Source organism: Leisingera sp. JC11, assembly GCF_040704725.1.
Taxonomy (GTDB): domain Bacteria; phylum Pseudomonadota; class Alphaproteobacteria; order Rhodobacterales; family Rhodobacteraceae; genus Leisingera.
The window spans coordinates 170,760-197,022 of the sequence record NZ_JBFCVS010000002.1 but is presented as its reverse complement, the minus strand read 5'-3'; the positions used below and the strand labels follow the sequence as shown (position 1 = coordinate 197,022).

The window sequence follows — 26,263 nt, the reverse complement described above, 5'->3', positions numbered from 1 at the left end:
GGCCCCTTTGCATGTCTGAACCGGGCAGGGGTTCTGCCCCGCAGGCAGGGATGAAGGAGGGGCGCTGCCCCTCTGCGCGCGGCGCGCGCATTCACCCCGGAGTATTTTCAGAAAGATGAAAAGGGTGGGCGCAGGCCTCAGGCGAACTGCAGCAGGTCCCAGCGGTTGCCGAAGGGATCGCGCCACACGGCGACGGTGCCATAGGGCTCATGCCGCGGCTCTTCCTCGAAGATTACCCCCTTGGCCAGCATCGCGGCATGGTCGCGGGCAAAATCATCGGTCGCCAGGAACAGGCCGACACGGCCGCCGAACTGGTTGCCGATCACGGCCTCCTGCTCGGCCCCTTCAGCGCGGGCCAGAATCAGGCTGCCCTGTTGCGCGCCGGGCGGCAGGATGCGGACCCAGCGCTTGCGGCCCTGGTCCACGTCCTCGGCCAGCTGCCAACCCAGCCGGCCGCAGTAAAAGGCGATGGCGGCGTCGTAGTCCGGCACCACCAGCGAGACGGCATGGAGGAATTGCATCAGCGTTTCTTGTGAATCGGCTGCTCGGGCAGCTGGATATTGGCGACCTGCTCGGCAATCGGATCGGTCGACAGCGGGTGGCTGGCGGTCTCGAACTGCGACGGGTCGGTCATCTTCTTCCATTCGCTCTGGTGATAGATCTCCAGGCCGGAAAACTTCGCCTTGTAGCCCATCTTCTGGCTGCCGGGCACCCAATAGCCGAGGTAGACGTAAGGCAGGCCAGCCTCCCGCGCGATCTGGATGTGGTCGAGGATCATGAAGGTGCCGAGCGAGTCCTGCGGCCGGTCCGGGGCGTAGAAGGAATAGACCATGCTCAGGCCGTCCTCCAGCACATCGGTCAGCGACACCGCGGTCAGCTCGCTGCTGCCCGGCACCGCATATTCCACCACCCGGCTGCGCACCGGGGTTTCCTCGATCATCGCGGCGTATTCGAACACGTCCATATCGGCCATGCCGCCATCGGCGTGGCGGCTGTCCAGATAGCTGCGGAACAGGGCAAACTGGTCCTCGGTCGCCCAGGGCGAGGTGGCGCGCCGCTCCAGATGCGCGTTGCGCTTCAGGGTGCGTTTCTGGCTGCGGCTGGGGCGGAAGGCCTCCACGTCGATCCGCGCCGACAGGCAGGCGGAACATTCCGAGCAGGACGGCCGGTAGAGCACATTCTGCGACCGGCGGAACCCCTGCTGGCTGAGGCTGTTGTTGAGCTGATCGACTCCGTCGCCCTGCAGCGCGGTGAACAGCTTGCGCTCCATCCGGCCCTCCAGATAGGGGCAGGGCTGCGGCGCAGTCACATAAAACTGCGGGGCAATGGGAAGGGTATGGCGCATCGGAACCCGTCGGCAGTTTCGCGGAACAGGCGGAACAGATCGCCTGCGGTCCTGAGGATGATAGCAACGCGGTTCCGGTGCGCCAAGCGGTCTTGTGGAAAATGGTTTAACGCTGTCTTGCCGGTTTCATTCAAACCCGACGGTTCAGCATCACCGTGCCCAGGAAATGGTCGGTCAGCCCCTGTCCGCGCGAGGAGGTCAGCATCAGGATCACCGAGATCACCTGCAAGACCGGCAGCGCCAGCGACAGGGTGTAGCCTGCGGTGTGCAGCGCAGCCATGCCGCTGTCGAGCCGCTGGCCGGATCCGTCGCGCAGCTCGATACCCGCAAAGCGCATGCCCCAGGTGGCGGAGCCGTTGGCGATGGTCACGGTGCGGTAGGCAAAGCCGACTGCCAGATACAGCAGCGGCCAGATCAACAGGCCGGTGAAGGCGGTCAGCACCACCGCGCCGGCGCTGAGGCCGAAGATCAGGATGCTGTCGATGATCCAGGCGATCAGCCGCTTGGCGGGGACAGACGCATAGAATTCTGCCTGGTAGTCGGGATCGGGCAGGGCAGTCATCAAGGGGTCCTTTGCTGCGAGAGGCATGAGGAAGCCCCGCCCGGACGGGCAGGCGGGGCAGCCGGAGGGGCAGGGGTCAGTGGCGCTTGGGTTCGTCCTGGTCCCCGTCTTCGCCCTCCAGGTCTTCGCTGGCGGCCGCATGGGCGCGCTCATCCATGAACTGGTCGAACTCGGCCTTGTCCTTGGCTTCGCGCAGGCGGTTCAGGAAGGCCTCGAAATCGTTCTGTTCCTGTTCCAGGCGGCGCAGGGTGTCGGCCTTGTAGGCGTCAAAGGCGCTGTTGCCGGAGGGTTTCATCGCCGAGTAGCCATGCCGGGCCCAGGACTTGCGGTGGCGGCAGGAGGATTTGCTGAACATGCGTTTGCTCCAGATCATGTAGAAGAGAAGGGCGAAGCCAACCGGCCAGAAAAACACGAAGCCCAGCACCATGACGGCGATCCAGGCGCCCTTGCCCTTGCTGTCCAGCCAGGCTTCGCTGCGGGAAAACCAGCCCTGCACCGGGGCAGCAGGGGCGGTCGGGGTGAAACTCGTCATCGGGGTCCTCCAGGTTGCGGGTGAATGTAAATCTCTTTCACATGACTGCATATCGGAAGCCGCCCGGGGGCTTTCAAGCCCTCATGTAAATCTTTTTCACATTTTTGCGGCGGCTGAGGAGGAAAGGCGCGGAAACCGGCAGAAAACAACGGTCTTCACGCTGTATTGCGCCGGAAAATCAGCGGGAGAGGATGGTCGGTTATGCTCCGGTTGCGTAGCCGGATGAGGGGCTGTGGCAGCAACACCGCCGTTGCTTGAACCCGGCCAACAAAACACAGGCCGGCCCAGGCAGGCCCTGGCAACAAAAAACACTCTTTACTTCGAAACGGCTCCGAAACGGGAGCATAACCGTAACGTTAAAGATACTTTAAAATTGGATCTTTACCTATTCGGGTATTCCTGACCCGGGGTAAACCTATGCGGCAGCGCGGCAATTCTGCCATTGACGCGCCCCGGCCTGCGGCACAGTCTCGGGGCATGACATCTGGACTGACGATTTCCCGCATTCCCCGCCCCTACGACCCGGAGCTTGGCGCCGAGGCGCGTGCGCTGGTGCCGGCCTTGTCCGGCGATCTGGCGGAACTGGTGGCGGGGGCCTGCGGGTCCAGCCCCTACCTGAAAGAGCTGACAGACCGCGAGGCGGACTGGCTGCCGGAGGCGCTGCACGATCCGGATGGCGCGCTGCGGCAGGTTTTTGCGGAGTGCCGCGCGCTGGAGGCGGCGCAGCTGAAGCCCGGGTTGCGCCAGGCCAAGCGGAGGCTGGCGCTCCTGACCGCGCTGTGCGACCTCAGCGGCGGCTGGAGCCTGGAGCAGGTGACCGGGGCGCTGACGGATTTCGGGGCGCTTTGCGCGGATGTTGCGGCCAAGGCGGAAATCGCCAGCCTGATCCGCCGCAAAAAACTGCCCGGCCTGACAGAGGACGACGTGGTGACCGCGGGCGGCCTGACCATTCTGGCGATGGGCAAGATGGGCGCGCATGAGCTCAACTACAGCTCCGACATCGACCTCATCTGCCTGTTCGACGAAACCCGCTTCGACCCGGATGACTTCTACGAGGCGCGTCAGGGCATGGTGCGCGCGACCAAGAACATGTGCGCCGCGCTCAGCGACCGCACCGGCGACGGCTATGTGTTCCGTACCGACCTGCGGCTGCGCCCGGATCCGGCGGTGACCCCCGTCTGCCTGGCGATGGAAGCGGCGGAGCGGTATTACGAAAGCCTGGGCCGCACCTGGGAACGCGCCGCCTATATCAAGGCGCGCGCCTGCGCCGGCGACATTGCCGCGGGGGAGCGGTTCCTCAACACCCTGCGCCCCTTCGTCTGGCGGCGGCATCTGGACTTTGCCGCGATCCAGGACGCCCACGACATCCGCCTGCGCATCCGCGAGAACAAGGGCACCGGCGGCGCGCTCAACGTGCCGGGCCACGACATGAAACTGGGCCGCGGCGGCATCCGCGAGATCGAGTTCTTCACCCAGACCCGCCAGCTGATCGCCGGCGGGCGCGACGAGGACTTGCGCCTGCGCGGCACAGTGGAAGGGCTGGCGGCGCTGGCCGGCAAGGGTTGGGTGCCGGCGGAGGTCGCCGGTACGCTCAGCGCCCATTACCGTGCCCACCGCGAGGTCGAGCACCGCATCCAGATGGTGCATGACGCCCAGACCCACAAGATGCCCAAGTCCGAGGATGGCATCGCCCGTATCGCCTGCCTGATGGACCGCGGCCCGGCAGAGCTGCAGGCCGAAATCAGAACCCGCCTGGAAGAGGTGCATGAGCTGACCGAGGGATTTTTCTCTCCCGGCGCGTCGCCGCCCCCGGCTGACCTGCCGGAGGAGACCGCGGAGCTGGACGGCGCCATCATCGCCCGCTGGCCCACCTATCCGGCGCTGCGCTCGTCGCGCGGGGCGCGGATCTTCGAAGGGCTGAAGCCGGAGCTGCTGTCCCGCGTTGCCAAAACCGCCAAGCCGGCGGAAACCCTGCTGGCGCTGGATGGCTTCCTGGCCGGGCTGCCCGCGGGGGTGCAGCTGTTCTCGCTGTTCGGCGCCAACCCGCAGCTGATCGACCTGCTGATCGACATCGCCGGCACCTCCAGCGACCTGGCCGCCTTTCTGTCACGCAACTCCGGCGTCTTTGATGCGGTGATCGGCGGCTCCTTCTTCGACCCCTGGCCGGGCGCGGCAAAGCTGCGGGCTGAGCTGAAGGCGCGGCTGCAGCAGGAGGACGACTATGAAACCCGGCTCGACGCCACCCGCCGCTGGTGCAAGGAATGGCATTTCCGCATCGGCGTGCACCATCTGCGCGGGCTGATCGACGGCCACCAGGCCGGCGCCCAGTATGCCGAGCTTGCAGAGGTGGTGATCGCCGGCATCGCGCCGGAGGTGGTGGCGCATTTCTCCGGGAAACACGGGCCCCCGCCGGGCCGCGGCGCCGCGGTGCTGGCAATGGGCTCGATGGGGGCGGGGCAGATCAACTCGCAGTCCGACCTCGACCTGATCGTGATCTACGATCCCGAAGGGGTGGAAATGTCGGAGGGCAAGCGCCCGCTGGCCACACGCCCCTACTTCGCGCGCCTGACCCAGGCCTTTGTCACCGCGCTGTCGGCACCGATGGCGCAGGGCCGCCTTTATGAGGTCGACATGCGGCTGCGCCCGTCGGGCACACAGGGCCCGGTGGCGGTCAGCCTGGCCGGCTTCACGCTCTACCAGCAGAATGAGGCCTGGGTGTGGGAGCACCTGGCCCTGACCCGCGCCCGCACCATTGCAGGCGATGCCAGCCTGACCGCCGAGATCGAGGATTTCCGCGCAGGCTTCCTGTCGGAGCCGCGCGAGCGCGGCAAGGTTCTGCGCGAGGTGGCCCAGATGCGCGAGCGGCTGGCCGCTGCCAAGACGCCGGCGGGCGTCTGGGATGCCAAGAACGGCGCGGGGCGGATGATGGACATCGAGCTGCTGTCGCAGGCCGGCGCGCTCACCTCCGGTTCAGCTTCCCGCGATGTGGCCTCCGGACTTGCGGGCGCTGTCGCTGCCGGGTGGCTGAATGACGCGGATGCAGAATACCTCGCCGCCGGATACCGGCTATTCTGGTCCGTGCAATGCGCAGCACGGCTGCTCTCCGCCAAGGCCATCGAGGCCGAAACCATGGGCGAGGGCGGGGCGCAGTTCCTCTGCCGCACCACCGGCTATGCCCGGCTGGAGACGCTGGAGCAGGAGCTGCAGGACCGCTACAGCCGCTGCGCAGCGCTGATTGGCGAAACCTTGGAAAGGGAAGCGGCGGATGAAGAAGGGCAGCACTGAACAGGACCCGCGCGGTCTGATCTACGAGGCCTACCGGATCGAAGGCATCACCGATGCCCAGTGCCGCAGCATCTTTTTTGACTGGGCCCTGGGCATGGATGCGGCCCGCGACAGCCGCACCGATATCCAGACGCTGCTGGAACTGTACGGCAACGGCCAGCCGGAGCATCCGATGACCACGGTGCTGCGTGATGGGCTGCAGGGCGCGGAAAAACCCCGCCGCCGAGGCGGCTGGCGCTCGCGCGAGCGCTAAAGCCGCACCGGGGCCGGTCCCGGGCGCCCTTTCGGATTTCAGCGGCTCAGGGTCTCAACAGACAGGATCGTCGGCAGGTGCCGGGCGATTTCGCTCCAGCTTGCGCCTTCGTCGAAGCTTGCAAAGACTGAGCCCGAGTTGGTGCCGAAATAGACACCCGCCGCAGCATCTGTGGCCATGGCCTGGCGCAGCACGGTGAAGAAACACGCGCCCTGCGGTAGCCCGTCGCGTTTGGCCTGCCAGGTCCCGCCGCCATCGGCGGACTTCCAGACCGCCGCCGAGGCCTCCGGCGGAAACCGCCCGGCCGCATCGCCGTTCAGCGGCAGCACCCAGATCGTATCCGGATCCCGGGGATGCACGGCAATCGGAAAGCCGAAGGTGGAGGGCAGCCCGGCGGTGATATCGCTCCAAGTGCGCCCGCCGTCGGTGCTGCGGTAGGTGCCGTGGTGGTTCTGCTGATAGAGCAGATCACCGGGGCCGCGCTGCATGTTGTGCACGCAGTGGCCGGTTTCGCCGTTGCGCGGTGCCGCGGGGTGATGGAGCTCGGTGCAGACCGTGTCATTGGATAGGCGGTTGCGGCGCTCCCAGCTTTTCCCGCCATCCTCCGAGGCAAAAACCCCCGCCGCGGATATGCCCAGCCACAGTTTGTCCGCGTTCTCCGGGTCGCTCAGCATCGTGTGCAGAACCAGCCCGGCCGCGCCGGGGTTCCAGCTTTCGCGCGATGGATGGCTGTCGAGCGCGGCATTCCTCTCCCACGTCCTGCCGCCATCCTTGCTGGACAAAAGCGCCGCCGGATTGGTGCCCGCAAAAAGAACACCATGGGCGCTGTGCAGCGACCACACGGCCTTGAGATCCTCAAACGGGACCTCGGTGGGTTCCCAATCGAAGAACGCCGCCGTTTCCGGGTCCGCGGCCGCCCATTCATCGATCTGCCCGTTTGACAGCTTGCAAAGCTCCCAGGTCTCGCCATCGGCAGAACGCCAGACCCCGGCGCCAGGCCAGTCGCCGCCGCCGCCGGCCCACATCATGCCGCTGTCCGGATCGCCGATCACATGATTGATGCACCAGCCGCCGCAGTGCGGGCCTGAGACCGACCAGTCGCTGCCGTCCGGGGTCAGAACAAAGGCGCCTTTGGTGGTGCCGAGAAGAAGTCTTGCGGATACGGTCATGGCTGTCCTCCGGCGCCAAGGCTACCACAGGCCTTGGCCGGTGTCGCATCCGCGGCAGCGGCCGAACGGGGCAGCAGTATTGGCGCAGCCAGGCGCGAAAGTTCCGGGATGCGGGGCCACGCGGCCCCTTTTCCTGTTCCGGGCTTAAGGATAAGAGAAACCCCATGACAGCCTCCCCAGATGCGCTCCAGCGCCCCCGCGTGAAAATGAAACCCAAGTCCAACGCCCGCGCCATCCGGCACGGGTTCCCCTGGGTCTATGCCAACGAACTGGTGACCGACCGCCGCACCCGCAAGCTGGCGCCCGGCACCCTGGCGGTGCTGGAGGACGAGGCACAGCGCCCGCTGGGGCTGGTGTCGGTCAATCCCGAAAGCAAGATCATCGCCCGGATGCTCGACCGCGACCCGGAGGCACAGATCGATCAGACCTGGTTCGCGGCCCGCCTTTCGCGCGCGCTGGAAATGCGCGAACGCTTGTATGACGCGCCCTTCTACCGGCTGGTGCATGCCGAATCCGACGGTCTGCCCGGCGTGGTGATCGACCGCTTCGGCGGTACTTGCGTGGTGCAGCCCAACGCCGCCTGGGCCGAGGCGCATCTGGACATTCTCGCGGCAGCTTTGGCCGAGGTGACCGGTGCCGAGGTGATCCTGAAAAACGCCTCCGGCCGCACCCGCGGGCTGGAAGGGCTGGATGACGTGAACCAGACCCTGCGGGGCGAGGCGCCTGCAGCGCCGGTGCCGGTGGTGATGAACGGCGCCATTTATATGGCCGACCTCACCGGCGGCCAGAAGACCGGGTTGTTCTTCGACCAGCGCGAAAACCACGCCTTTGCCGCGCGCCTGACCGCGCCCGGCGCCAAGGTGCTGGACGTGTTCTCCCACGTCGGCGGCTTTGGCCTGGCGATGCTGGCAGGCGGGGCAGGGCACGCCACCTGCGTCGACGGTTCCGCCGCGGCGCTGGACCTGGCCGCGCAAGGCGCCGAGGCCGGCGGTTTCAAGGACAAATTCACCGCCCGCCAGGGCGACGCCTTCGACGTGCTGGCGGCGCTGGGGGAAGAGGGCGAAAGCTTCGACGTCGTCATCTGCGACCCGCCCGCCTTTGCGCCCTCGAAACAGGCGCTGGAGGCCGGCCTGCGCGCCTATGAACGCGTTGCCAAACTGGCCGCCCCGCTGGTGAAACCCGGCGGCTACCTCGGCCTCTGCTCCTGCTCGCACGCTGCCGACCTCGCCAGGTTCCGCAACGCTTCGGCCCGCGGCATCGGCAAAGCGGGCCGCCGCGGCGCGCTGATCCACACCGGATATGCCGGCCCCGACCACCCGCAACTGCCGCAGCTGGCCGAAAGCGGCTATCTCAAGGCCGTGTTCTTCCGGCTGGACTGACGCGGGTGAAGCTGCTTCTCGACACTTGCGTTCTCTACCCGACGGTGATGCGGGAGATGCTGCTGGGCGCGGCGCGCCTCGGCCATTTCACCCCGCTCTGGTCCGCGCGGATTCTCGGCGAATGGGAGCGCGCGGCGCTGAAGCTCGGCCCCGAGGGCGCGGCGCAGGCAGCGGCAGAGATCGCCCTGATCCGCGCCCATTGGCCCAAGGCGGAGGTTCCCCCGGCACCGGGCATCGAATCCCGCCTCTGGCTGCCCGACAGCGCCGACACCCATGTGCTGGCCGCCGCAATCGCAGGCCACGCCGATGCCATCGTCACCGTCAACAACAAGGACTTTCCGCGCCACACCCTGGCCGAGGAAGGTCTGGACCGTATGGGCCCGGATGAGCTGCTTTACGGGATCTGGCTGCAGGACAGCACCGGCATGGAGGCGCTGGGAACCCAGGTTCTGGCCGAAGCCAACCGCCTGTCGGGCGGCAGCTGGGAAATCCGCCCGCTGCTGAAGAAAGCCCGGCTGCCGCGGCTCGCCAAGGCCCTCTCTTCTTCTTTGTGAAAATACTCCGGGGAGTTTGAGGGGCCGCCCCCTCAACGCCGCTGCGGTCTCAGCCCTTGGCCCATTTGTCTTCCAGCCGCTCCAGCGCGGCGATGCGCTCTTCGGTTTTGGGGTGGCTCATCAGCCAGGCCGGCGCCATGCCCGCGCGCGCCTGTGTCAGCTCCTCCAGCTTGGCAAACAGGCTTTTCTGCGGTGCCAGGCCAATGCCAGCCTTGGTCAGCAGCGCGGCGGCATATTCATCGGCCTCATACTCATCGCCGCGCGACAGCCGTGCCGCCAGCAGCGAGGTCAGAACCCCGGCGATCCACGGCCCGATAAAGGGGATATAGCGGCCCAGGATCATCATCAGCGCGGTGCGCAGCGCATTCTGGCCGGAAAAGTCGATCATCCGTTTCCGCGCGTGCCCCAGCGCCACATGGCCCAGCTCATGGGCGATGACGGAGGCCATCTCCTCGGCGCTCACCTCGCCGTTCTGGTACTTGCGGTAGAACCCGCGGGTGATGAAGATCCGCCCGTCCGGTGCTGCCAGCCCGTTCACCGGGTCGACCTCGTAGATATGCACCGGTATGCGGGCCACATTCAGCGCTGCCGCCAGCCGGTCGGTCAACTGCTTCAGCCTGGGGTCGGCCAGCTCGGTCGAGCGCTGGTCAAGCTCCCGGTGGGTGCGCCAGATCGAAATCCGGTACATCACAAGGCCATAGGCAACGGCCAGCAGAATGGGCAAGAGGCGCAGCATGCCTCAGATATGGGCCGGAACGGGCGGCAGCGCAAGGCGTGCCGCCCGCCCGAAGCTTCAGGATGCCAGCCAGTAGTAAAGCGGCAGCCCGACGGTGATGTTGAACGGGAAGGTCACCCCCAGCGACAGCGTCAGGTAAATGCCCGATTCCGCCTTGGGCAGGGCGATCTTCATCGCCGCGGGCACCGCGATGTAGGAGGCCGAGGCCGCCAGCACCATCAACAGGAACAGGCTGCCGCTGCCCAGCCCGACGGCCCAGCCCGCGCCATAGGCCAGCAGCGCGCCGATCACCGGCATCGCGGCGCCGAAGACAAACAGCCCCGGCGACAGCATCTCCCGGTTCTTGATCAGGCTGCGGCCCGCCGACAGGCCCATGTCCAGCAGGAACAGGCACAGGATGCCGGTAAAGGGGGTGACGATGAAGGGGGCAATCAGCTCCATCCCCTTGCCGCCGGTAATGGCGCCGATGGCAAAGGCACCCAAGAGCAGCACCACCGAGCCATTGGCCAGCAGCTCGCGCCAGAAGCCTTCCGGCCGCTCGCCGTTGCTGCCCGTGCTGTGCGCCAGCCACAGCGCCGACAGGATCGCAGGCACCTCCATCGCCGCGGCCACCGCCACCATGTAGCCGTCATAGACCACCCCGGTCAGCTCCAAGAGGCTGGTTGCGGTGACAAAGGTCACGATGGAGATCGAGCCGTAATGCCCGGCCACCGCCGCCGCGTTCAGGGGATCAAGCCGCGTCAAAACCTTAAGCAGCGTAAAGGCGATGAAGGGCAGCAGGAACGACAGCGCCACCCCCGCCAGGATGGTGGCAAACAGATCCGGGCTCAGCCCGTGCTCGGCCAGGCTGGCGCCGCCCTTGAAGCCGATCGCCAGCAGCAGATACAGCGACATGAACTTGGCCGCGCCTTCCGGGATCGACAGGTCGCTGCGGGCAAAGGCGGCAATCAGGCCAAGGGCAAAGAACAGGATCGTGGGCACCAGCAAACTGCTGGCCAGGGTTTCGAGGGCGGTAGGCATCTGTCTCTCCATTCCGGTTTTTGCCCTCATGAATTGCACTGCAGCATAGTTCCAATATATTGTATCTAATCTTCACATAGTTTCAGGTTATGAAATGCGTCCAACCCTGCGTCAGCTCGAATACATCGTCGCCGTGGCCCGGCTGGGCCAGTTCGGCCTGGCAGCCGAAGCGCTGAATGTCAGTCAGCCCAGCCTGTCGGCGCAGATATCCGCGGTGGAGGAGGATCTTGGCACCCGCCTGTTCAAACGCGGCCGCGCCGGCGCCCAGCCCACCGCCATGGGGGCAGAGGTGATCCGCCGCGCCCAGCGGATTCTGGGGGAGGTCGATGACCTGCGCGCTGCCGTCACCGGCGGCGTGCCGTTCGGCGGGCGGCTGCGTCTGGGGGTCTTGCCCTCGATCGGGCCCTATTTGCTGCCCAAGGCGGTCAGCGCCATCCACCGCACCCAGCCCAGCCTGCGCGTCATCGTGCGCGAGGAAAACACCCGCGACCTGGAGCAGGGACTGAAGGCCGGGCGGTTCGACATGATCATCTCCACGCCTGAGGACCACCCCAACACCCACCAGGTGCGGCTGTTCAGCGAACGGCTGTGGATCGCCGCTGCGCTGGACGATCCGCTGGCGGCAGAAAGCGGGCCTGTCGATGGCAACTCCTTGCGCGGCCGCATTTTTCTGACCCTCGACAGCGGCCACCGGCTGTCGCGCATCGTCTATGCGCTGGCTTCCGGCTTCGGCGGCGTGGTGGCGGACGATTATGAGGGTACCAGCCTCGATTCGATCCGCCTCATGGCGGCCTCCGGTGCGGGAGTCGCGGTCTTGCCGGAGCTCTATACCCTGCGCCAGCCGCAGGGCCACAGCGAGGTGATCTTCCGCCCGCTTGCGGCCGAGGGCGCCAGCCGCGACATCGCGCTGCTGCAGCGGGCCGGGGAGGAGAGCCAGACCGGCACCGCCTTTGTCAGCGCCGCGCTGCTGGATGTGGCGCGCGGCTTCGGCCTGAACATACGGGAGGCAGACCCCGCCGCCAGCCCTGACGGCCAGTGATAGCGGCCATGCAAAAACCGCACTCGCCGCACTGCCCTGCATCCAGTATGGGGAGCGTTCCCAAAGGCACCAGATAACAACGGCTTCCGGCACATGGCACCGCTTTCACAGCTCCGCAATATCGCCGACACCGGCGAGACCCTGCACCGCAGCGGCTGTGCGCCCTACAAGATCGAGAAATACCTGCAGTTCTATGCCCGCAAGCAGGGCATCAACGTGATCGTGCAGGCCACGCCCACGTCGATTTCCTGCCAGTTCCCGGACGAGGACAACCAGTTCATCATCCGCAGGCTGGAGCCCGCGCAGATCAACCTCAGCCTGCTGGCCCGCACCATCATCCGCATCAACGCGGTGGAGGACCCGGGGATCGAGGAGCCGGGCCGCTATCCCGGCTGGCTGATCATGCTGGCCAATATCGCCATCCCGCCCGCCTTCCTGACTCTGATCGGCAGCGCCCTGACCACCATCGCGCTGTCGGCGGTGCTGGGGTTCCTGGTCTGGCTCTGCCAGCTGTTCTGCCGCGGCGACCGGGTGATCCTGGTTGAGTTCCTGTCGGCGCTGGTCGCGGGGCTGGCGGTTTCGCTGGTCAGCAGCATGGGGGTAGAGGTGCCGGTCTGGGGCACCTGCATCGCCGCCATCGTGCTGTTCGTGCCGGGGCTGTCGATTGCCAACTCCTTGGAATGCCTTGCCTTCAACGACGTGATTTCCGGCTCCAGCCTGTTTGCCCAGTCGATCTTTGTGCTGATGAAACTGTTCATCGGCATCTACATCGGCGTCAGCATCGGCGCCGCGCTGTGGGGGGCAGCGCCGCAGGTGGAGAACGTGAACGGCGTCTTGTGGTGGATGCCCTATCTGGCGCTGCCGGCGCTGTCATTCTCGATCGGGGTGATCTTCAACGCCCGCATGGTCGACATCCTGCGGGCGCTGCCGGTCACCGTGCTGGGCATGTGGGGGCCGCTTTATCTCGGCTTCGGCGGCGGCTGGATCGTCGGCACCTGGGTCACCGCCATGTGCATCACCCTTTACGGCACCTGGCTCGCCAAGACGCTGAACCTGACCGGTGCCATCTATATCGTGCAGGGCATCCTCATTCTGGTCCCCGGCAGCCGGGTGCTGATGAGCGCAACCCAGTCGCTGTTCAACGAGACCCTGATGGCGGATGCCAGCATCGGCCTGTCGGCGCTCCTGATGTTCTCGGCCATCGTGGCGGGGCAGGTGACGGCGCTGGCGCTCTATTCGCAGAAGAACCGCAACCTCGCCAGCTAGGCGCATCGCTGCCTGCATGCCGCTCCGGCAGCAGCGCACACTGTGTCCCTCGGGCCGGCCCTCCGTCAGGTCCAGCGCACGGCTGAGCGCGCCCGGCAGGCCGCCCGTCCGCAGGGTGTCCTGCGGCGCGCCGCCGCCGGGCTGTCCGGGATTGAAGGGGAACCGGAATGTGTCATGGGCCTTCTGCAGGGCAAGTGCGGAAGGCCCATGACAACACGGGCAGGATGAACCTGCCCTGACCCGGCGCAGGGTAGGGGTGGGGATTCCGCGCCGGGTTTTCTTAATATGTTCGGGGCCGGCAAAGCCGCCCCATGCCAAAACTTCCGGGGCGGCAGGGCCGCCCCGCGGGCCCCGGCCCTAGTTCACACCCAGTTTTTCCGGGAACTCTATATTGATCTCCAGGCTCGACAGCTCGTCGCCGCGCTCCATGCGGATGTCGATCGCCTCGTCGCCGATCTGCATATGGCGGCGGATCACGTCCAGGATCTCGCGCTGCAGCTGCGGCAGGCAGTCGGGACGGGCGCTGCCACTGCCGCTGCGCTCATGCGCCAGCAGGATCTGCAGCCGCTCCTTGGCGGTGCTGGCCGAGGCCTTGCGGGGGCGGAGGGAAAAGCCGAACATCCCTTACACCGCCCGCCGGAACAGCCGCTGCAGCAGGCCGCGGCGGGGATCCGCGGCAATCCGCATCTCGATCTGCTCGCCGATCAGCCGGCCCACCGCGTCCTCATAGGCCGCCGCGGCTGCCGACGGGTCATCCAGCACCACCGGCACGCCGAGGTTGGAGGCGCGCAGCACCGCGGCGCTTTCCGGAATGATGCCCAGCAGCGGCACCGCCAGAACCTCCAGCACGTCCTCCACCGTCATCATCTCGCCGCTGTCGATGCGGGCCTTGTCGTGGCGGGTGATCAGCACCTGCGCCTTGACCGGCTCCGCACCGGCCTTGCTGGCCCGTTCGGTGATGCTGTTCAGCAATCCCAGCACCCGGTCGCTGTCACGCACCGAGGACACCTCGGGATTGGTCACAACGATGGCCTCATCGGCAAAGTGCATCGCCATCTGGGCACCGCGCTCGATCCCTGCAGGGCTGTCGCAGATGATGTAGTCGAACTCCTGGCGCAGCTCGTCCAGCACCTTCTCGACGCCGTCCTTGGTCAGTGCATCCTTGTCGCGGGTCTGCGAGGTCGGCAGCACTGCCAGATTCTCCAGCCGCCGGTCGCGGATCAGCGCCTGCTTCAGCTTGGCATCGCCCTGAATGACGTTGATGAAGTCGAACACCACCCGGCGCTCGCAGCCCATGATCATGTCCAGGTTGCGCAGGCCCACGTCGAAATCGATCACCACCGTCTTGTGGCCGCGCCGCGCCAGTTCGGCGCCGACGGCGGCAGAGGTTGTGGTCTTGCCGACGCCGCCCTTGCCCGAGGTGACCACGATCACCCGGCCCAGCGGCTCTTCCAGTTTCAGGTCCTTGCTCATTGTCCTGCCTTCCTTACCCCAGCGCTTCCACACACAGCCGCCCGTCCTGCAGGAACACCTGCACCGGGCGGTTCAAAAGCTCCGGCTCCAAATTCTCGCTTGTCCGGTAGAGGCCCGCCACTGCCAGCAGCTCCGCATCCAGGCTGCGGCAGAAGATGCGGGCGCTTTCGTCACCCTCGGCCCCGGCCATCGCCCGGCCGCGCAGGCGCCCGTAGACATGGATGCTGCCCCGCGCGATCAGCTCGGCGCCGGAGCTGACCGGCCCGACCACCACCAGGTCGCCGCCCTCGGCCACCACCGTCTGGCCGGAGCGCACCGGCCGGGTGATCAGCACATTCTCCGGCGGGCGCAGTTTCTTGGGGATTTCCCGGCGGGTGCCGGGGCCCGTGTTCAGCGGCGCGTCCTTGCCGCTGGACAGGGCGATCAGACCGGCGTCCTCTGCCGCGGCGGCCTGTTCGGGGGTGGCGTTCTGCACCCCGAAGACCGCCAGGTCCCGGCTGCGCAGGCTGTCCGTCAGGGCGCGGATCTCGGCAGGCCGGTTCAGTCCCGGCGCCTGCGCCAGATCCAGAATCAGCGGCGCGCCGTCAAAGAACTGCGGGCTCCAGCGCAGCTGCGCGTCCAGGGCGGCGTAAAACGCCTGGTCCAGCGGACCGTCCTCGGGCCGCAGGGCAACTGCGGTGAAGTAGCGCCCGCGGATCTGGAACGGCTTCACGCTGGCGGCAGGCGCACTGCCACGGGGTTTTATGTCTTGATGCGGCACGCTCACGCGATGCTCCTGCTCGGGGGTGGCGGGTTTGTTCCGCCGCGTCTTTTCCCCTTGCGTAGCCGTCTGAAGGGCGACGGTTCAACCGCGCTGGCAGGGCTTCGGCGGACAAGCGCCGGCGGCTTTGCCCGGCGGCGGATTTCCGCAGATGATCCGCCTGCGGTTGAGCAGAAAAAGGTTGCCGTTTCCGCCGCCCGCCCGCGGCTACAGTGCCAGCGGCGCCGACCGGCCCGAGGTTTCCAGCTCCCAGCTGGCGGACCAGTCCGCGCCTTGCCGCTCCAGGACCAGATAATTCCGCTCCGCCGCGTAGCGCCCGGCCTGGCCGGGGATCCGGCGGATGCGGATCGGGTGGCCGGGCAGGGGCGCGTCCCCCAGCCAGGACAGCATCCCCAGCACCTTGGCCCAGGCCCGGGGCGGCGCCCGGTGGGAAATGCCGGAGGCGACCAGCTGGTGCAGCACCTTGCCGCCGCCAAGCGCCATCTCGCCGCGCGCGGCCAGGTGGATCTCGCCGGAGATCGCGGTGACCTGCTGGCCGTCCTGCGCCGCCATGTCCCGCAGCAGCCGCAGCATCCGCCGCCAGGAGGCCCGGTGCGCCCGGCTCTGCCACTGGTCGCGCAGGTCATCCTCGTATTTCTGCATCCGGGGCGTCAGCACCATCAGGGCTTCCAGCAGCGACAGCCGCGGTCCCAGCAGGGGCACGCTGGACAGGATCAGGCTGCGCCCGGCAAAGCGCTGCTCCGCCGCGGCCTTCATCATCCGCCAGCCGCCCCGCGCCATCACCCGCCGCCGGCTGCGCTCGGACCGCAGATCAGGTGCCAGCAGCCGCAGCCCCGGCGCCTCGATGCGCCAGCCCAGATGGGTGCCTTCGGGATCGGTGAACCGCGCAGGCAGGCCACCGTCGCGGCAGCCGTGCTGGAACAGCAGCGCCGCCTCCCGCGCGGCGGCAAACAGGGTCTGGCCGACCGGGGAATAGGTGCGCGAGCGGCGCAAACTGCCCCAGCCGTCGCAGATATCATGATCGTCCCATTGCATCAGCGAGGGCACCCGGGCGGCGATCCAGGCAAGCTCCGGCGCGCTGTAGACCGCCAGGTAGCGCTGCAGGAACCGCTCGCGCAGATGACGGCGCAGACCGGCCAGATCCTCGCGCGCGGGATCGCGGGGGATGCGGTCCGGCCAGTCCTGGCTCAAGCGATGGCCGTCCGTCACCTCATCCGCATAGACCTGGTCGCCGCCATGCAAAAGCAGCGAGAACGGCTGCGCGCGGTGCTCCGCGCCCATCCGTGCCCACATCGCGTTGCGCTCGCCGCCGTCGCGGTCCAGGTCGCCGTGCTCCTCGCCGTTGCAGGAGGCATAGGCGATCCGCATGTCGCCGCCGAAGCCGCCCGCCAGGTCATAGCGCGTGCCGTTCCATTGGTAGGCGGAGGGACGGTCCGCGGGCAGCGCGAACCGCGCCCGCAGCACCTGGCGGGTTTCATACTCCGCCAGCAGTTCGGGCTGCATCGTGCCGCTCTCCAGCCGCACCGGCGGCACCGCGGTGCCCTTCGGTGCAATGAACAGGGCAGCCAGATGCATCCGGCCATCCCGCAGATCATCAAGGATCAGGATGGGGCCGGTGACGGGGTCTGCGGCTGGTCCGCTGACGGGGCCTGTTGTCCGGGTGCTGCTGCTCATACCGCCACATCACCTAGGTGCGGGCAGCGGCGCAATCAACCGCTGGCAGCGGTGCTGCGCAGCGTCTGCGGTGCTGCGGCAGAATTACCGGTGGCGCCGCGGCGGCGGGCGTGGTCAGACTGCGCCCGCATATTGCCTTTGCCGCCTCCGGTTTGCCCGCAGGGGCGGATTTCACAGTTCAGGAGATTTGACATGCAATGGAGTTTTCTGGCCGCTGCGGCGCTGGCGGCCCTGTGGATGCTGGTGCACGCCTTGGCGGGAGGCCGCGAGTGCGCCCGGCCCCTGGCGCGCGACCGGCAGCTGCCGGATGCGGTGCGCGAAACCACGCTGTTGTGCTGGCATATGGTGACCGGCTTTCTGGGGCTGATGGCACTGTTCCTGTTTCTCGGCGCCCGCGGAACGGAAGGGATGGCGCTGGCGGGGACCGCAATGGCCGCGGTGACGGCGGCGGTGGGCCTGCTGCTGCCGCTGCTGCGCCGGGCGGGGTACGGGTTGCTGCCGCAGGGCTGGCTGTTCGTGCCCGTGGCGGCCCTGGGCGCGTGGGGGCTGTGGGGCGGCTGAAGCCGGGGCAAAGCGCCGGCGGCAGACCTCCCGCCCGTCCGGCCCGCATTGCAAATGCCGCCCGTCCGGACGCGCACCGCCGGCCGGGGCTAACGGCTGTCCGGCCGGCCCGGCGTGAAGGTCAGCGTGCCGGCCTCCACCGCGTGGCCCGAAATCCTGACCGTCAGGCCGCTGCCGGTCTGGTCCAGCGTCACAAAGACCGTGCCAGGCCCGCCCAGGGCGCGGCCCTGGTGCCCGGCGTAGGTCTGCAGCGGCACATCCGGCAGCAGCCCCTGGGCCAGCAGATAGGCGCCGGCCGGGCCGTTGGCGTTGCCGGTCACCGGGTCCTCGGCAATGCCGATGGCCGGGGCGAACATGCGGCCGTGGGTTTCCAGCCCGCCGTCCGCCGGTTCCGCGGCAAAGGGAAAATAACCGTTGCAGCCGATCCGCTTGCTCAGTGCCGCCAGCCGGGGCAGGGACGGCTGCAGCCCGTCCACCGTTTCCCGGCTCCGCAGCGGCACCATCACCTTGGAATGGCCGGTGGAGACCACCTGCACCGGCAGCCCCTCTGCCAGATCCGCCTCAGATATCTCCAGCGCCGCCAGCAGCTCCGCGCGCTCTTCGGCATCCAGAACATGGCCATGGGCCACTTCGCCCTGGGTCATCTCCACCCGCGCTTCCGCGCCGCTGCCGCAGGTCCGCACAGGCAGCACCCCGGCACCGGTCAGCGCGCGCACGCGATAGTCCGCCTGGCCCAGCATCTGCGCCCGCAGAAAATGGGTGGCCACGGTTGCATGGCCGCAGATCGGAACCTCGGCGCTGGGGGTGAAGTAGCGGACCTGCAGGTCGTGATCCGCGGCCTGCGCAGGCAGCACAAAGGCGGTCTCGGAAAATCCCGCAAAGGCCGCAATCGCCTGCATGTCGCCGCTGCTGAGGCCTTCCGCCTCCAGCACGACACCGGCGCGGTTGCCCTGCCCGGGCGTTCGGGTGAAAGCATCGACCACATGGATCATAGTCATGAGGTGAATTTCCTGAATTTACAGCGGATTACCGGCTCAGCTCCCGCATGCCGCGTTCCAGCCCGTCCAGCGTCATCGGCACCATCCGGCCCTCGAAGATCTCCCGGATCATGCCGATTGAATGGGTATAGTCCCAGTATTTCTCCGGCACCGGGTTGATCCACAGGTTCGAGGCCCAGGCTTCGCGCGCGCGCTGCAGCCAGACCTGGCCCGCTTCCTCGTTCCAGTGCTCATTGGCGCCGCCGGGATAAGCGATCTCGTAAGGCGACATCGAGGCATCGCCGACAAAGATGCACTTGTAATCCGGCCCGTAGGTGCGCAGCACCTCATGGGTCGGGGTCTTCTCGTTCCAGCGCCGCCGGTTGTCGCGCCACACGCCCTCATAGAGGCAATTGTGGAAATAGTAATATTCCAGATGCTTGAACTCGGCGCGGGCGGCAGAGAACAATTCCTCCACCACTTGGATATGCGGATCCATCGAGCCGCCCACATCCAGGAACAGCAGCACCTTCACCGCATTGTGCCGTTCGGGGCGTGTTTTCACGTCCAGATAGCCGTGCTCGGCGGTGGAGCGGATGGTGCCGTCCAGATCCAGCTCCTCCTGCGCGCCCTCGCGGACCCAGCGGCGCAGGCGCTTCAGCGCCACCTTGATGTTGCGGGTGCCGAGCTCGACATCGCCGTCGAAGTTCTTGAACTCGCGCTTGTCCCAGACTTTGACCGCGCGCTGATGACGGCTCTTGTCCTGGCCGATGCGCACGCCCTCGGGGTTGTAGCCATAGGCGCCAAAGGGAGAGGTGCCCGCTGTCCCGATCCATTTATTGCCGCCCTGGTGGCGGCCCTGCTGTTCCTTCAGCCGCTCCTTCAGGGTTTCCATCAGCTTGTCGAAGCCGCCAAGCGCCTCGATCTCGGCCTTTTCCTCCGCGCTCAGATGCTTCTCGGCCATCTTGCGCAGCCATTCCTCGGGAATGTCCACCGCCTCCATCACGGCATCAGCAGGGATCGCCTCCAAGCCTTCAAAGGTGGCGGCAAAGGCGCGGTCGAACTTGTCGATGTTGCGCTCATCCTTCACCATCGCGGCGCGGGCGAGGAAATAGAACGCCTCGATGTCATAGGTCGCCAGCCCCGCCTTCATCCCTTCAAGGAAGGTGAGGTACTCGCGCAGCGAGACCGGAACCGCCGCCTTGCGCAGGTTTTCAAAGAAGGGCTGGAACATCGCGGGCCTCTGTCAGCTGTTATGCCAGCACCCGGTGGGTCAGGATGGTTGCCAGCAGTCCGACAATACCAAAGATGATGGCATAGACAGCCCCGTATTGCAGCATGTCCAGGGTGTTGCCGCCACGTTTGCGGGCCTTCAGGGCGCCGATCAGGCCGCCCAGCAGAACGCCGATGATTACGATCATGGTTCTATCCGTCTCTTGTCTTTCAGGATTTGTCTCTTGCGGGCCGTATCAGGAGCCGGAGGGGCGCAGCGCGGCGACTTCCTCCAGCCGGGCCTCCACCACCCAATCCGGGCCAAAGCCGTAACGCGCCCATCCCAGGCTGTCCAGCCTGACGCGGCGCGCCTCCACCATGCGGCCCTCCAGCTCCAGCGCCTCCGCTTGCAGCATCAGCAGGGTGGACAGCAGGGCGGCATTCTCGTGGGCCGCGGCAGCGTCAGCCGCCGGCTTCAGCCGGGCCAGGGCCGACGCGCCGTTGCCGGTGGCAATGTCATAGGCGGCCAGCTGCACCGCGACCTTGGCCTGATGGATGCCGGTGCCGGGCAGCCCCTGCAGGAAGTCTTGCGCGGTCAGGAAATGCTGCAGTGCCAGCTCCGGCTCGCGGATGTGCAGCATCCGCCCCAGCGTATAGTGGCTCAGCGCCCGGCGGTGGTCGATCCAGCCCAGGTCGCGGGCAATCTCTGCCGCCCTGTTGGCGGCGCGCAGCCGCTCCCGCAGCGAGGCCTGCGGCCCCAGCGCCTGTTCGTAGGCCGCCGCCCAGGCCCGCGGCGTGTCCGGCAACCCCGGGGCCGCGGCGCCTGCGCCGCGCGGGTTCAGCCGGGCGAGGATGGCGGGCAGGCGGGCGGCAACCTGATCGCGGTTCATGCCGGTTCTCAGCTCCGGCGCGTAGGTCGCGCGCAGGATCAGCATGTCGAACCCGGTCAGCACCGCGTGCATGTTGTCGTCGTTGAAGACCGAATCCGGCAGCCGGTAGAGATCGTTCAGCGGTCCGATCGCCTGCGCCAGCTCTTCGTGCAGGCAGTCGCGCACCTCCTGCGGGCTGGTGTCGTTGGGCAGGAAGACCGCCAGCCGGTCCCGCTCGCGCAGCAGCGCCCAGTTGGTGCGCGGGCTGCGCCGGTTGCGCCGGTATTCCGCCAGCGAGGAGACATTGGGCACCACGAAACAGGCCGCCTTGGGCAGCGCCCGGCGGATCTCGTTGCGGGAGACCATCTGGACGGTGATGCTGGCCTCGCCGCCGGTGACCCGGCGGATGGAAATCCCGGCCTCCGCGCGCAGCCGTGCCAGCAGCGCGTTCAGCTCGCGGCTGAAGCCGGGGGCGGGGTCGCCGGTGACCCGCAGGGTGATCGGCGTCTCAAAGCGGGTGAACTGGGGCAGGGTGCTGCCGCCCTCAAGCTGGAAATGCAAATCCAGGAAGTCGCGGGCAATATCGGCGTTGGAGCGCTGGGGGGCTTGCGGCCGGGGCGTGGTGAACACCTTGACCGGCGGCAGCGCCAGCGGCGCGGCGGCGGCGCGGGTCGGTGCTTCGACGCGGGCCGCCGGGGCCGCGCAGGCGGCCAGCGCCAGCGCCGCCAGAACGCCGGCGGCGGCCTTCAGCAGGCGCTTCCCGCTGCGGCGGGGGGTCATTTCCGGGTCGATTGCTGCGTCCGCGGGCACTCAGGTGTCTCCCTAGCGGCCCGGCTGCCTCAGCCCGGCCCTGTTTCCTCTGATAGGGGAATGCGGCAGCGATTTGAAGCGAAACAGTCAGGCGGCGGGGAAAGCGCCTGCCGCCTGTGTCCTCTGCCCGCGCGGTCAGCGCCGCCCGCGCGCCATGAAGGCCAGGCGTTCGAACAGATGCACGTCCTGCTCGTTCTTCAGCAGCGCCCCGTGCAGCTTGGGCAGCGCATTGGCACCGTCGCGGGCGAGATCCTCCGGGCTCAGATCCTCGGCCAGCAGCAGTTTCAGCCAGTCGATCACCTCCGAGGTCGAAGGTTTCTTCTTCAGCCCTTGCGTGTCGCGGATCTCGTAGAACTGGGTCAGCGCGGCGGTCAGCAGCGCCTCCTTGATTCCCGGGTGATGCACCTCGACGATCTTCTTCATCGTCTCCGCGTCCGGGAAGCGGATGTAGTGGAAGAAGCAGCGGCGCAGGAAAGCGTCCGGCAGCTCCTTTTCGTTGTTGGAGGTGATGATCATCACCGGGCGGTGCTTCGCCTTGATGGTCTCGCCGGTCTCGTAGACGTGGAACTCCATCTTGTCGAGCTCCTGCAAGAGGTCGTTGGGGAACTCGATGTCGGCCTTGTCGATCTCGTCGATCAGCAGCACGACCTTCTCGTCCGCCTCGAACGCCTCCCACAGCTTGCCCTTGCGGATGTAGTTCTTCACGTCATGCACGCGCTCCTCGCCCAGCTGGCTGTCGCGCAGGCGGCTCACGGCGTCATATTCATAAAGGCCCTGCTGGGCGCGGGTGGTGGATTTCACGTTCCACTCGATCATCCGCAGCCCCAGCGCGCTGGCAACCTGCTTGGCCAGCTCGGTCTTGCCGGTGCCGGGCTCGCCCTTGACCAGCAGCGGACGCTCCAGCGTCACCGCCGCGTTCACCGCAACCTTCAGGTCATCGGTTGCAACATATTCCTTAGTGCCCTGAAATCGCATATCTTTCCCGTTTCAGCCGTGGTTGCCGTCTTGTTATCACGCTTTTAACCAAACAGCGCCACTATTGTGTAGTGACATTCCTGTCCGATAGGGATAAACGCTGCGGCAGAGGGGGATCCAAAGTGTTGAGGTATTGTTTATGACCAGCATGATGGGCCAGACCGAAGGAGCCGAAATGAAGCAAGAAGTGTTTCTGCCGGACGACTACCGACCGGCCGAAGATGAGCCGTTCATGAACGAACGGCAGCTTGAGTATTTCCGACGCAAACTATTGGAATGGAAGCAGGACCTGCTGGCAGACAGCCGCGACACGATTGAGGGGCTGCAGGACAGCACCCGCAATATTCCCGATGTCGCCGACCGTGCCAGCGAAGAGACCGACCGCGCGCTGGAGCTGCGCACCCGCGACCGCCAGCGCAAGCTGGTCGCCAAGATCGACTCGGCGCTGCGCCGCATCGACGAGGGTGAATACGGCTACTGCGAAGTGACCGGCGACCCGATCTCGCTGAAGCGCCTGGATGCGCGTCCGATCGCGACCATGAGCCTGGAAGCGCAGGAACGCCACGAGCGCCGCGAAAAAGTCCACCGTGACGATTAACCGCTGATTTTGGCGGTAAAAACGCAAGAAACATTAACGCCGGGGCCTTTTGCTCCGGCGTTTTTTGTTTCATTGGGGGCAGGCGGAGAATCTGCAGGAGCCCCATGGACCTCAAAGGCCTGAAAATAACCGTCATCGGCGCCGGCATCGGCGGCCTGGCCGCAGCGCTGGCGCTGCGCCGCTTCGGGGCATCCGTCACCGTGCTGGAGCAGGCCGAGGCGATCTCGGAGGTCGGCGCGGGACTGCAGATCACCCCCAACGGCGTTCAGGTGCTGAAGGCGCTGGGGCTGGCGGATGATCTGGCCTGGTGCTCGCAGCGCGCCCGCGCGGTGGTGCTGCGCGGCCACCGCCGCGGCAATCAAGTGCTGCGGCTGGACCTGGATGAATACGCCGCCGGGCTGCCCTATTACTTCGTGCACCGCTCCGACCTCGTCGGCATCCTGGCCGGCGCCGCCCGGCGCGAAGGCGTGCAGGTGCGGCTTCTGCAAAAGGCGGAGCGGATCGAACCCGGCCCGCAGCCGCTTGTGCACCTGGTGAACGGCGCCCAATGCGGCGGCGACCTGCTGGTGGGCGCCGACGGGCTGCATTCGAAAACGCGGGTGGCCCTGAACGGCGAGCGCAAGCCCTTCTTCACCGGCCAGGTGGCCTGGCGCGCCACCGTGCCCAACCATCTGAACATGCCGCCGGAGGCGCAGGTGTTCATGGGGCCGGGGCGGCATCTGGTGGCCTATCCGCTGCGCGACGGCAGCCTGATGAACCTGGTCGCGGTGCAGGAGCGCCGCGCCTGGGCCGAGGAGGGCTGGAACCTCAAGGACGACCCGGCCAACCTGCGCGCCGCCTTTGCGGGCTTCGGCGGCAACGCCGCGGCGCTGCTGGACGCGGTGGAGGAAGTGCTGCTCTGGGGGTTGTTCCGCCATCCGGTGGCAGAGCGCTGGCACGGCGAAAACACCGCCATCCTGGGCGACGCCGCGCATCCGACGCTGCCGTTCATGGCCCAGGGCGCCAATCTGGCGCTGGAGGATGCCTGGGTGCTGGCCCGTTCGCTGCAGGAGGCGACGGGGCTCAAGGCCGGGCTGGCAATGTACCAGTCGCGCCGCCGCGACCGGGCGGAGAAAGTGGTGCGGGCGGCCAGCAACAATGCCTGGAAATACCATCTGCGGGCGCCGCTCAGCTGGCCTGCGCACCAGGTGCTGAAACTGGGCGGCCGTTTCGCCCCGGACCGCATGGTCAGCCAGTTCGACTGGATCTACCGCCACGACGTCACCGCCTGAGGCGGGCAGGGGAGGCTCCCGCCCCGTTCCGGATCATCAAAGATGAACCGGCACAGGTTGGGCGTGGCGCCGCGCTGATGGCGTTCAGTTATCCAGTTCGATCCAGACCGGGACGTGGTCCGAAGGCTTCTCGCGGCCGCGCACGTCCTTGTCGATCTGGCAGTCGCGCAGCAGGTCCGCCGCCTGCGGCGTCAGCAGGAAATGGTCGATGCGGATGCCGTCATCGCGGTTCCAGGCGCCGGCCTGGTAGTCCCAGAAGGAATAATGCCCCGGCCCCTGGTGGCGGGCGCGGAAGGCCTCGGTGAAGCCCAGGTTGACGATCCGCTGAAACGCGGCGCGGCTTTCCGGGCGGTGCAGCGCGTCCTCCACCCAGGCCTCCGGGCGCTTGGCGTCCTCGGCTTGCGGGATGATGTTGTAGTCACCGGCCATCAGCGCGGGCATTTCGCCGGCCAGCAGCGCCTCGGCCCGGGCCTTCAGCCGCTCCATCCAGGCCAGTTTATAAGCGTATTTGCCGCCCGCCACCGGGCTGCCGTCCGCCTCCAGCTCCACCGGGTTGCCGTTGGGCAGGTAAAGGCCGCAGATCCGGATCGCCTGCTTGCCCACCACCGTCGCCTCGATCCAGCGCGCCTGTTCGTCGCTGTCATCGCCGGGCAGCCCGCGCGACACGTCTTCCAGCGGCAGCTTGGACAGGATCGCCACGCCGTTGAAGCTTTTCTGCCCGTGGGTTTCGACGTTGTAGCCGCGCTCCTCGAAGATCTCGCGGGGAAACGCTTCGTCCACCGACTTGATTTCCTGCAGCAGAACCACGTCGGGCTGCGCCTCATCCAGCCAGTCCGGCAGCGCCTGGGCGCGGGCCTTGATGCCATTGATGTTAAAAGTGGCGATTTTCATGGCTTGCCTCCGGCCCAGATTGCTTTATTCGGGGCCGATCTATCGCTGAATCAGCGCCCCGGGGCAAGCCCGGAGCGCGAATCGCGAATCACTTGTGCCGCTGCGGCCCGCTGGCGTTTTGCATGGGTGAAAAGTAACCCTCAGGTTGATTTTAATTATTTTGCAATAATATGCGTGTGAATAACACGGTGAATATCCTGTGGATGAATTGAAATAATTGAAATTGCGCAAAAAATAGCGGGTTGAAGTTAAAGTAATTGCGAATGCAAAATACAATGTGAAATTGCATTTTTTGTTTGCGCTGCGCGGCGCCCGTGCCAGCGTCAAGGAGCCTTTTGTCCTTAACGAATGGGGTTCCAACATGACTGCTCAGCGTAAAATCCAGACCATCCGCGCCACCCGCCCGGCCGCAGGCGCCAGCCTGTTCGAAGGCGATGCGACGGAGATGTTCTCTTCCGGCTCCGCGCCTGAATGCACCGCGGATCTGTCAGCAGGGGAAGGCGTTTCGCTGTTCTCTTCCGGCTCCATGCCGCAGATGGCGGACAGTTGGGCAGGCGGTGAAACCGGGCTGTTCTCCAGCGGCTCGGCCCCGGCGGCCCGCAGCGAAACGGCGGCTGGCGACCTGGTGGAAATGTTCTCGTCCGGCTCTGCTCCGGCGGCACGGGCAGAGACGTCCGGGGGCGATCTGGTGCAGATGTTCTCTTCAGGCTCTGCGCCTGCAGCTCAATCTGAGGTTGCTTCCGGGGAATTGACGGAAATGTTTTCCTCCGGCTCCGCGCCGGCGGCGGAATGCGAAACCGCGTCCGGCGGTCTGACGGAAATGTTCTCTTCCGGCTCGGCCCCGGCAGCCGCGGCTGAGACCGGCGCGGGCGAGGGCACGCATCTGTTCTCCTCCGGCTCCGCTCCGGCGGCAGAAGCGCGCACCAGCGGCGGCGACGCAACCCGGCTGTTCTCCTCGGGCAGCTGACCGGGAGCGGGCCGGCCTCCTTCCCGGCCCCTGACCTTTGGCGGTCCCGGCTGCGGGGCCGCCCTTGCCGCGCCGCATCTATCCG

At 66.9% G+C, this 26,263-nt stretch carries 27 protein-coding genes; 10 read left to right on the top strand and 17 right to left on the bottom strand.

The window, feature by feature from the left end; translation table 11 throughout:
• Positions 1-137: 137 nt before the first annotated feature.
• The 4 genes from AB1A62_RS02785 to AB1A62_RS02770 all read right to left on the bottom strand — a co-directional run bounded on the left by AB1A62_RS02785 (position 138) and on the right by AB1A62_RS02770 (position 2,439).
• Positions 138-521, bottom strand: coding sequence for a VOC family protein (locus AB1A62_RS02785; RefSeq protein WP_366659759.1), 384 nt, complete (start codon positions 519-521; stop codon positions 138-140).
• Positions 521-1,345, bottom strand: coding sequence for an arginyltransferase (locus AB1A62_RS02780; protein ID WP_366659758.1), 825 nt, complete (start codon positions 1,343-1,345; stop codon positions 521-523). Before AB1A62_RS02780 ends, AB1A62_RS02785 begins: the two co-directional genes overlap by 1 nt.
• A gap of 130 nt (positions 1,346-1,475) precedes the next feature.
• Positions 1,476-1,907, bottom strand: coding sequence for an RDD family protein (locus AB1A62_RS02775; protein ID WP_366659757.1), 432 nt, complete (start codon positions 1,905-1,907; stop codon positions 1,476-1,478).
• Between the two features lie 76 nt (positions 1,908-1,983).
• Positions 1,984-2,439, bottom strand: coding sequence for a DUF2852 domain-containing protein (locus tag AB1A62_RS02770; protein WP_366659755.1), 456 nt, complete (start codon positions 2,437-2,439; stop codon positions 1,984-1,986).
• Positions 2,440-2,916: 477 nt separating this feature from the next.
• On the opposite strand from AB1A62_RS02770, the gene AB1A62_RS02765 reads away from it, so the two are divergent.
• Positions 2,917-5,724, top strand: a complete 2,808-nt coding sequence (locus tag AB1A62_RS02765) for a glutamine-synthetase adenylyltransferase (protein WP_366659754.1) — start codon at positions 2,917-2,919, stop codon at positions 5,722-5,724.
• The gene (locus AB1A62_RS02760) at positions 5,705-5,977 is read left to right on the top strand and encodes a hypothetical protein (protein WP_366659753.1); all 273 of its coding nucleotides are present in this window, start codon (positions 5,705-5,707) and stop codon (positions 5,975-5,977) included. Before AB1A62_RS02765 ends, AB1A62_RS02760 begins: the two co-directional genes overlap by 20 nt.
• Before the next feature lie 38 nt (positions 5,978-6,015).
• On the opposite strand, the gene AB1A62_RS02755 is transcribed toward AB1A62_RS02760, so the two are convergent.
• Positions 6,016-7,146, bottom strand: a complete 1,131-nt coding sequence (locus AB1A62_RS02755) for an exo-alpha-sialidase (RefSeq protein ID WP_366659752.1) — start codon at positions 7,144-7,146, stop codon at positions 6,016-6,018.
• A gap of 164 nt (positions 7,147-7,310) precedes the next feature.
• Here AB1A62_RS02755 and AB1A62_RS02750 point away from each other — a divergent pair, with 164 nt between their 5' ends.
• Both AB1A62_RS02750 and AB1A62_RS02745 read left to right on the top strand, forming a co-directional pair.
• Positions 7,311-8,525, top strand: a complete 1,215-nt coding sequence (locus tag AB1A62_RS02750; protein ID WP_366659751.1) for an RSP_2647 family RNA methyltransferase — start codon at positions 7,311-7,313, stop codon at positions 8,523-8,525.
• Positions 8,526-8,530: 5 nt separating this feature from the next.
• A complete protein-coding gene (locus AB1A62_RS02745; protein WP_366659750.1) occupies positions 8,531-9,079 on the top strand; it encodes an RSP_2648 family PIN domain-containing protein in 549 nt (182 codons plus the stop codon).
• 49 nt (positions 9,080-9,128) lie between these two features.
• On the opposite strand, the gene AB1A62_RS02740 is transcribed toward AB1A62_RS02745, so the two are convergent.
• Entirely contained in the window at positions 9,129-9,815 is a 687-nt protein-coding gene (locus AB1A62_RS02740) for a M48 family metallopeptidase (protein ID WP_366659748.1), read from the bottom strand.
• A gap of 57 nt (positions 9,816-9,872) precedes the next feature.
• On the bottom strand, positions 9,873-10,835 hold the full coding sequence (locus AB1A62_RS02735; protein WP_366659747.1) for a sodium-dependent bicarbonate transport family permease: 963 nt from the start codon (positions 10,833-10,835) through the stop codon (positions 9,873-9,875).
• Between the two features lie 94 nt (positions 10,836-10,929).
• Between AB1A62_RS02735 and AB1A62_RS02730 the strand changes: the two genes are divergently transcribed.
• Both AB1A62_RS02730 and AB1A62_RS02725 read left to right on the top strand, forming a co-directional pair.
• Positions 10,930-11,874 carry a LysR substrate-binding domain-containing protein gene (locus AB1A62_RS02730; protein WP_366659745.1) on the top strand — a complete coding sequence of 315 codons (945 nt, stop codon included), beginning with the start codon at positions 10,930-10,932 and terminating at the stop codon, positions 11,872-11,874.
• Between the two features lie 93 nt (positions 11,875-11,967).
• Positions 11,968-13,140, top strand: a complete 1,173-nt coding sequence (locus AB1A62_RS02725; protein ID WP_366659743.1) for a threonine/serine exporter family protein — start codon at positions 11,968-11,970, stop codon at positions 13,138-13,140.
• Positions 13,141-13,497: 357 nt separating this feature from the next.
• On the opposite strand, the gene minE is transcribed toward AB1A62_RS02725, so the two are convergent.
• The 4 genes from minE to AB1A62_RS02705 form a co-directional block, all read right to left on the bottom strand.
• Positions 13,498-13,761, bottom strand: coding sequence for a cell division topological specificity factor MinE (gene minE, locus AB1A62_RS02720; protein ID WP_366659741.1), 264 nt, complete (start codon positions 13,759-13,761; stop codon positions 13,498-13,500).
• A gap of 3 nt (positions 13,762-13,764) precedes the next feature.
• Complete coding sequence (gene minD, locus AB1A62_RS02715; protein WP_366660005.1) at positions 13,765-14,583, bottom strand: septum site-determining protein MinD; 819 nt, start codon at positions 14,581-14,583, stop codon at positions 13,765-13,767.
• Between the two features lie 43 nt (positions 14,584-14,626).
• Positions 14,627-15,379 (bottom strand): septum site-determining protein MinC, encoded by a 753-nt coding sequence (gene minC / locus AB1A62_RS02710; protein ID WP_366659739.1) that lies wholly within the window; start codon positions 15,377-15,379, stop codon positions 14,627-14,629.
• A 201-nt stretch (positions 15,380-15,580) separates the two neighbouring features.
• Positions 15,581-17,047, bottom strand: coding sequence for an alkaline phosphatase D family protein (locus tag AB1A62_RS02705; RefSeq protein WP_366659737.1), 1,467 nt, complete (start codon positions 17,045-17,047; stop codon positions 15,581-15,583).
• 192 nt (positions 17,048-17,239) lie between these two features.
• Between AB1A62_RS02705 and AB1A62_RS02700 the strand changes: the two genes are divergently transcribed.
• Entirely contained in the window at positions 17,240-17,608 is a 369-nt protein-coding gene (locus AB1A62_RS02700; RefSeq protein ID WP_366659735.1) for a hypothetical protein, read from the top strand.
• Positions 17,609-17,697: 89 nt separating this feature from the next.
• On the opposite strand, the gene AB1A62_RS02695 is transcribed toward AB1A62_RS02700, so the two are convergent.
• The 5 genes from AB1A62_RS02695 to AB1A62_RS02675 all read right to left on the bottom strand — a co-directional run bounded on the left by AB1A62_RS02695 (position 17,698) and on the right by AB1A62_RS02675 (position 22,451).
• Entirely contained in the window at positions 17,698-18,606 is a 909-nt protein-coding gene (locus AB1A62_RS02695) for a PhzF family phenazine biosynthesis isomerase (RefSeq protein ID WP_366659734.1), read from the bottom strand.
• A 28-nt stretch (positions 18,607-18,634) separates the two neighbouring features.
• Complete coding sequence (locus tag AB1A62_RS02690; RefSeq protein ID WP_366659733.1) at positions 18,635-19,819, bottom strand: VWA domain-containing protein; 1,185 nt, start codon at positions 19,817-19,819, stop codon at positions 18,635-18,637.
• Positions 19,820-19,838: 19 nt separating this feature from the next.
• Complete coding sequence (locus tag AB1A62_RS02685) at positions 19,839-20,006, bottom strand: hypothetical protein (RefSeq protein ID WP_366659731.1); 168 nt, start codon at positions 20,004-20,006, stop codon at positions 19,839-19,841.
• A 48-nt stretch (positions 20,007-20,054) separates the two neighbouring features.
• Complete coding sequence (locus tag AB1A62_RS02680) at positions 20,055-21,476, bottom strand: DUF2927 domain-containing protein (protein ID WP_366659729.1); 1,422 nt, start codon at positions 21,474-21,476, stop codon at positions 20,055-20,057.
• Positions 21,477-21,611: 135 nt separating this feature from the next.
• Entirely contained in the window at positions 21,612-22,451 is an 840-nt protein-coding gene (locus AB1A62_RS02675; RefSeq protein ID WP_366659728.1) for a MoxR family ATPase, read from the bottom strand.
• 175 nt (positions 22,452-22,626) lie between these two features.
• Here AB1A62_RS02675 and dksA point away from each other — a divergent pair, with 175 nt between their 5' ends.
• Entirely contained in the window at positions 22,627-23,049 is a 423-nt protein-coding gene (gene dksA / locus AB1A62_RS02670) for an RNA polymerase-binding protein DksA (protein WP_036762180.1), read from the top strand.
• 104 nt (positions 23,050-23,153) lie between these two features.
• Positions 23,154-24,320: an FAD-dependent monooxygenase gene (locus AB1A62_RS02665; RefSeq protein WP_366659727.1), complete on the top strand. Its 1,167-nt coding sequence runs from the start codon at positions 23,154-23,156 to the stop codon at positions 24,318-24,320.
• Positions 24,321-24,404: 84 nt separating this feature from the next.
• On the opposite strand, the gene xth is transcribed toward AB1A62_RS02665, so the two are convergent.
• A complete protein-coding gene (gene xth, locus AB1A62_RS02660; protein WP_366659726.1) occupies positions 24,405-25,211 on the bottom strand; it encodes an exodeoxyribonuclease III in 807 nt (268 codons plus the stop codon).
• A 277-nt stretch (positions 25,212-25,488) separates the two neighbouring features.
• Here xth and AB1A62_RS02655 point away from each other — a divergent pair, with 277 nt between their 5' ends.
• Entirely contained in the window at positions 25,489-26,178 is a 690-nt protein-coding gene (locus AB1A62_RS02655; RefSeq protein ID WP_366659725.1) for a hypothetical protein, read from the top strand.
• The last annotated feature ends 85 nt before the right edge of the window (positions 26,179-26,263 follow it).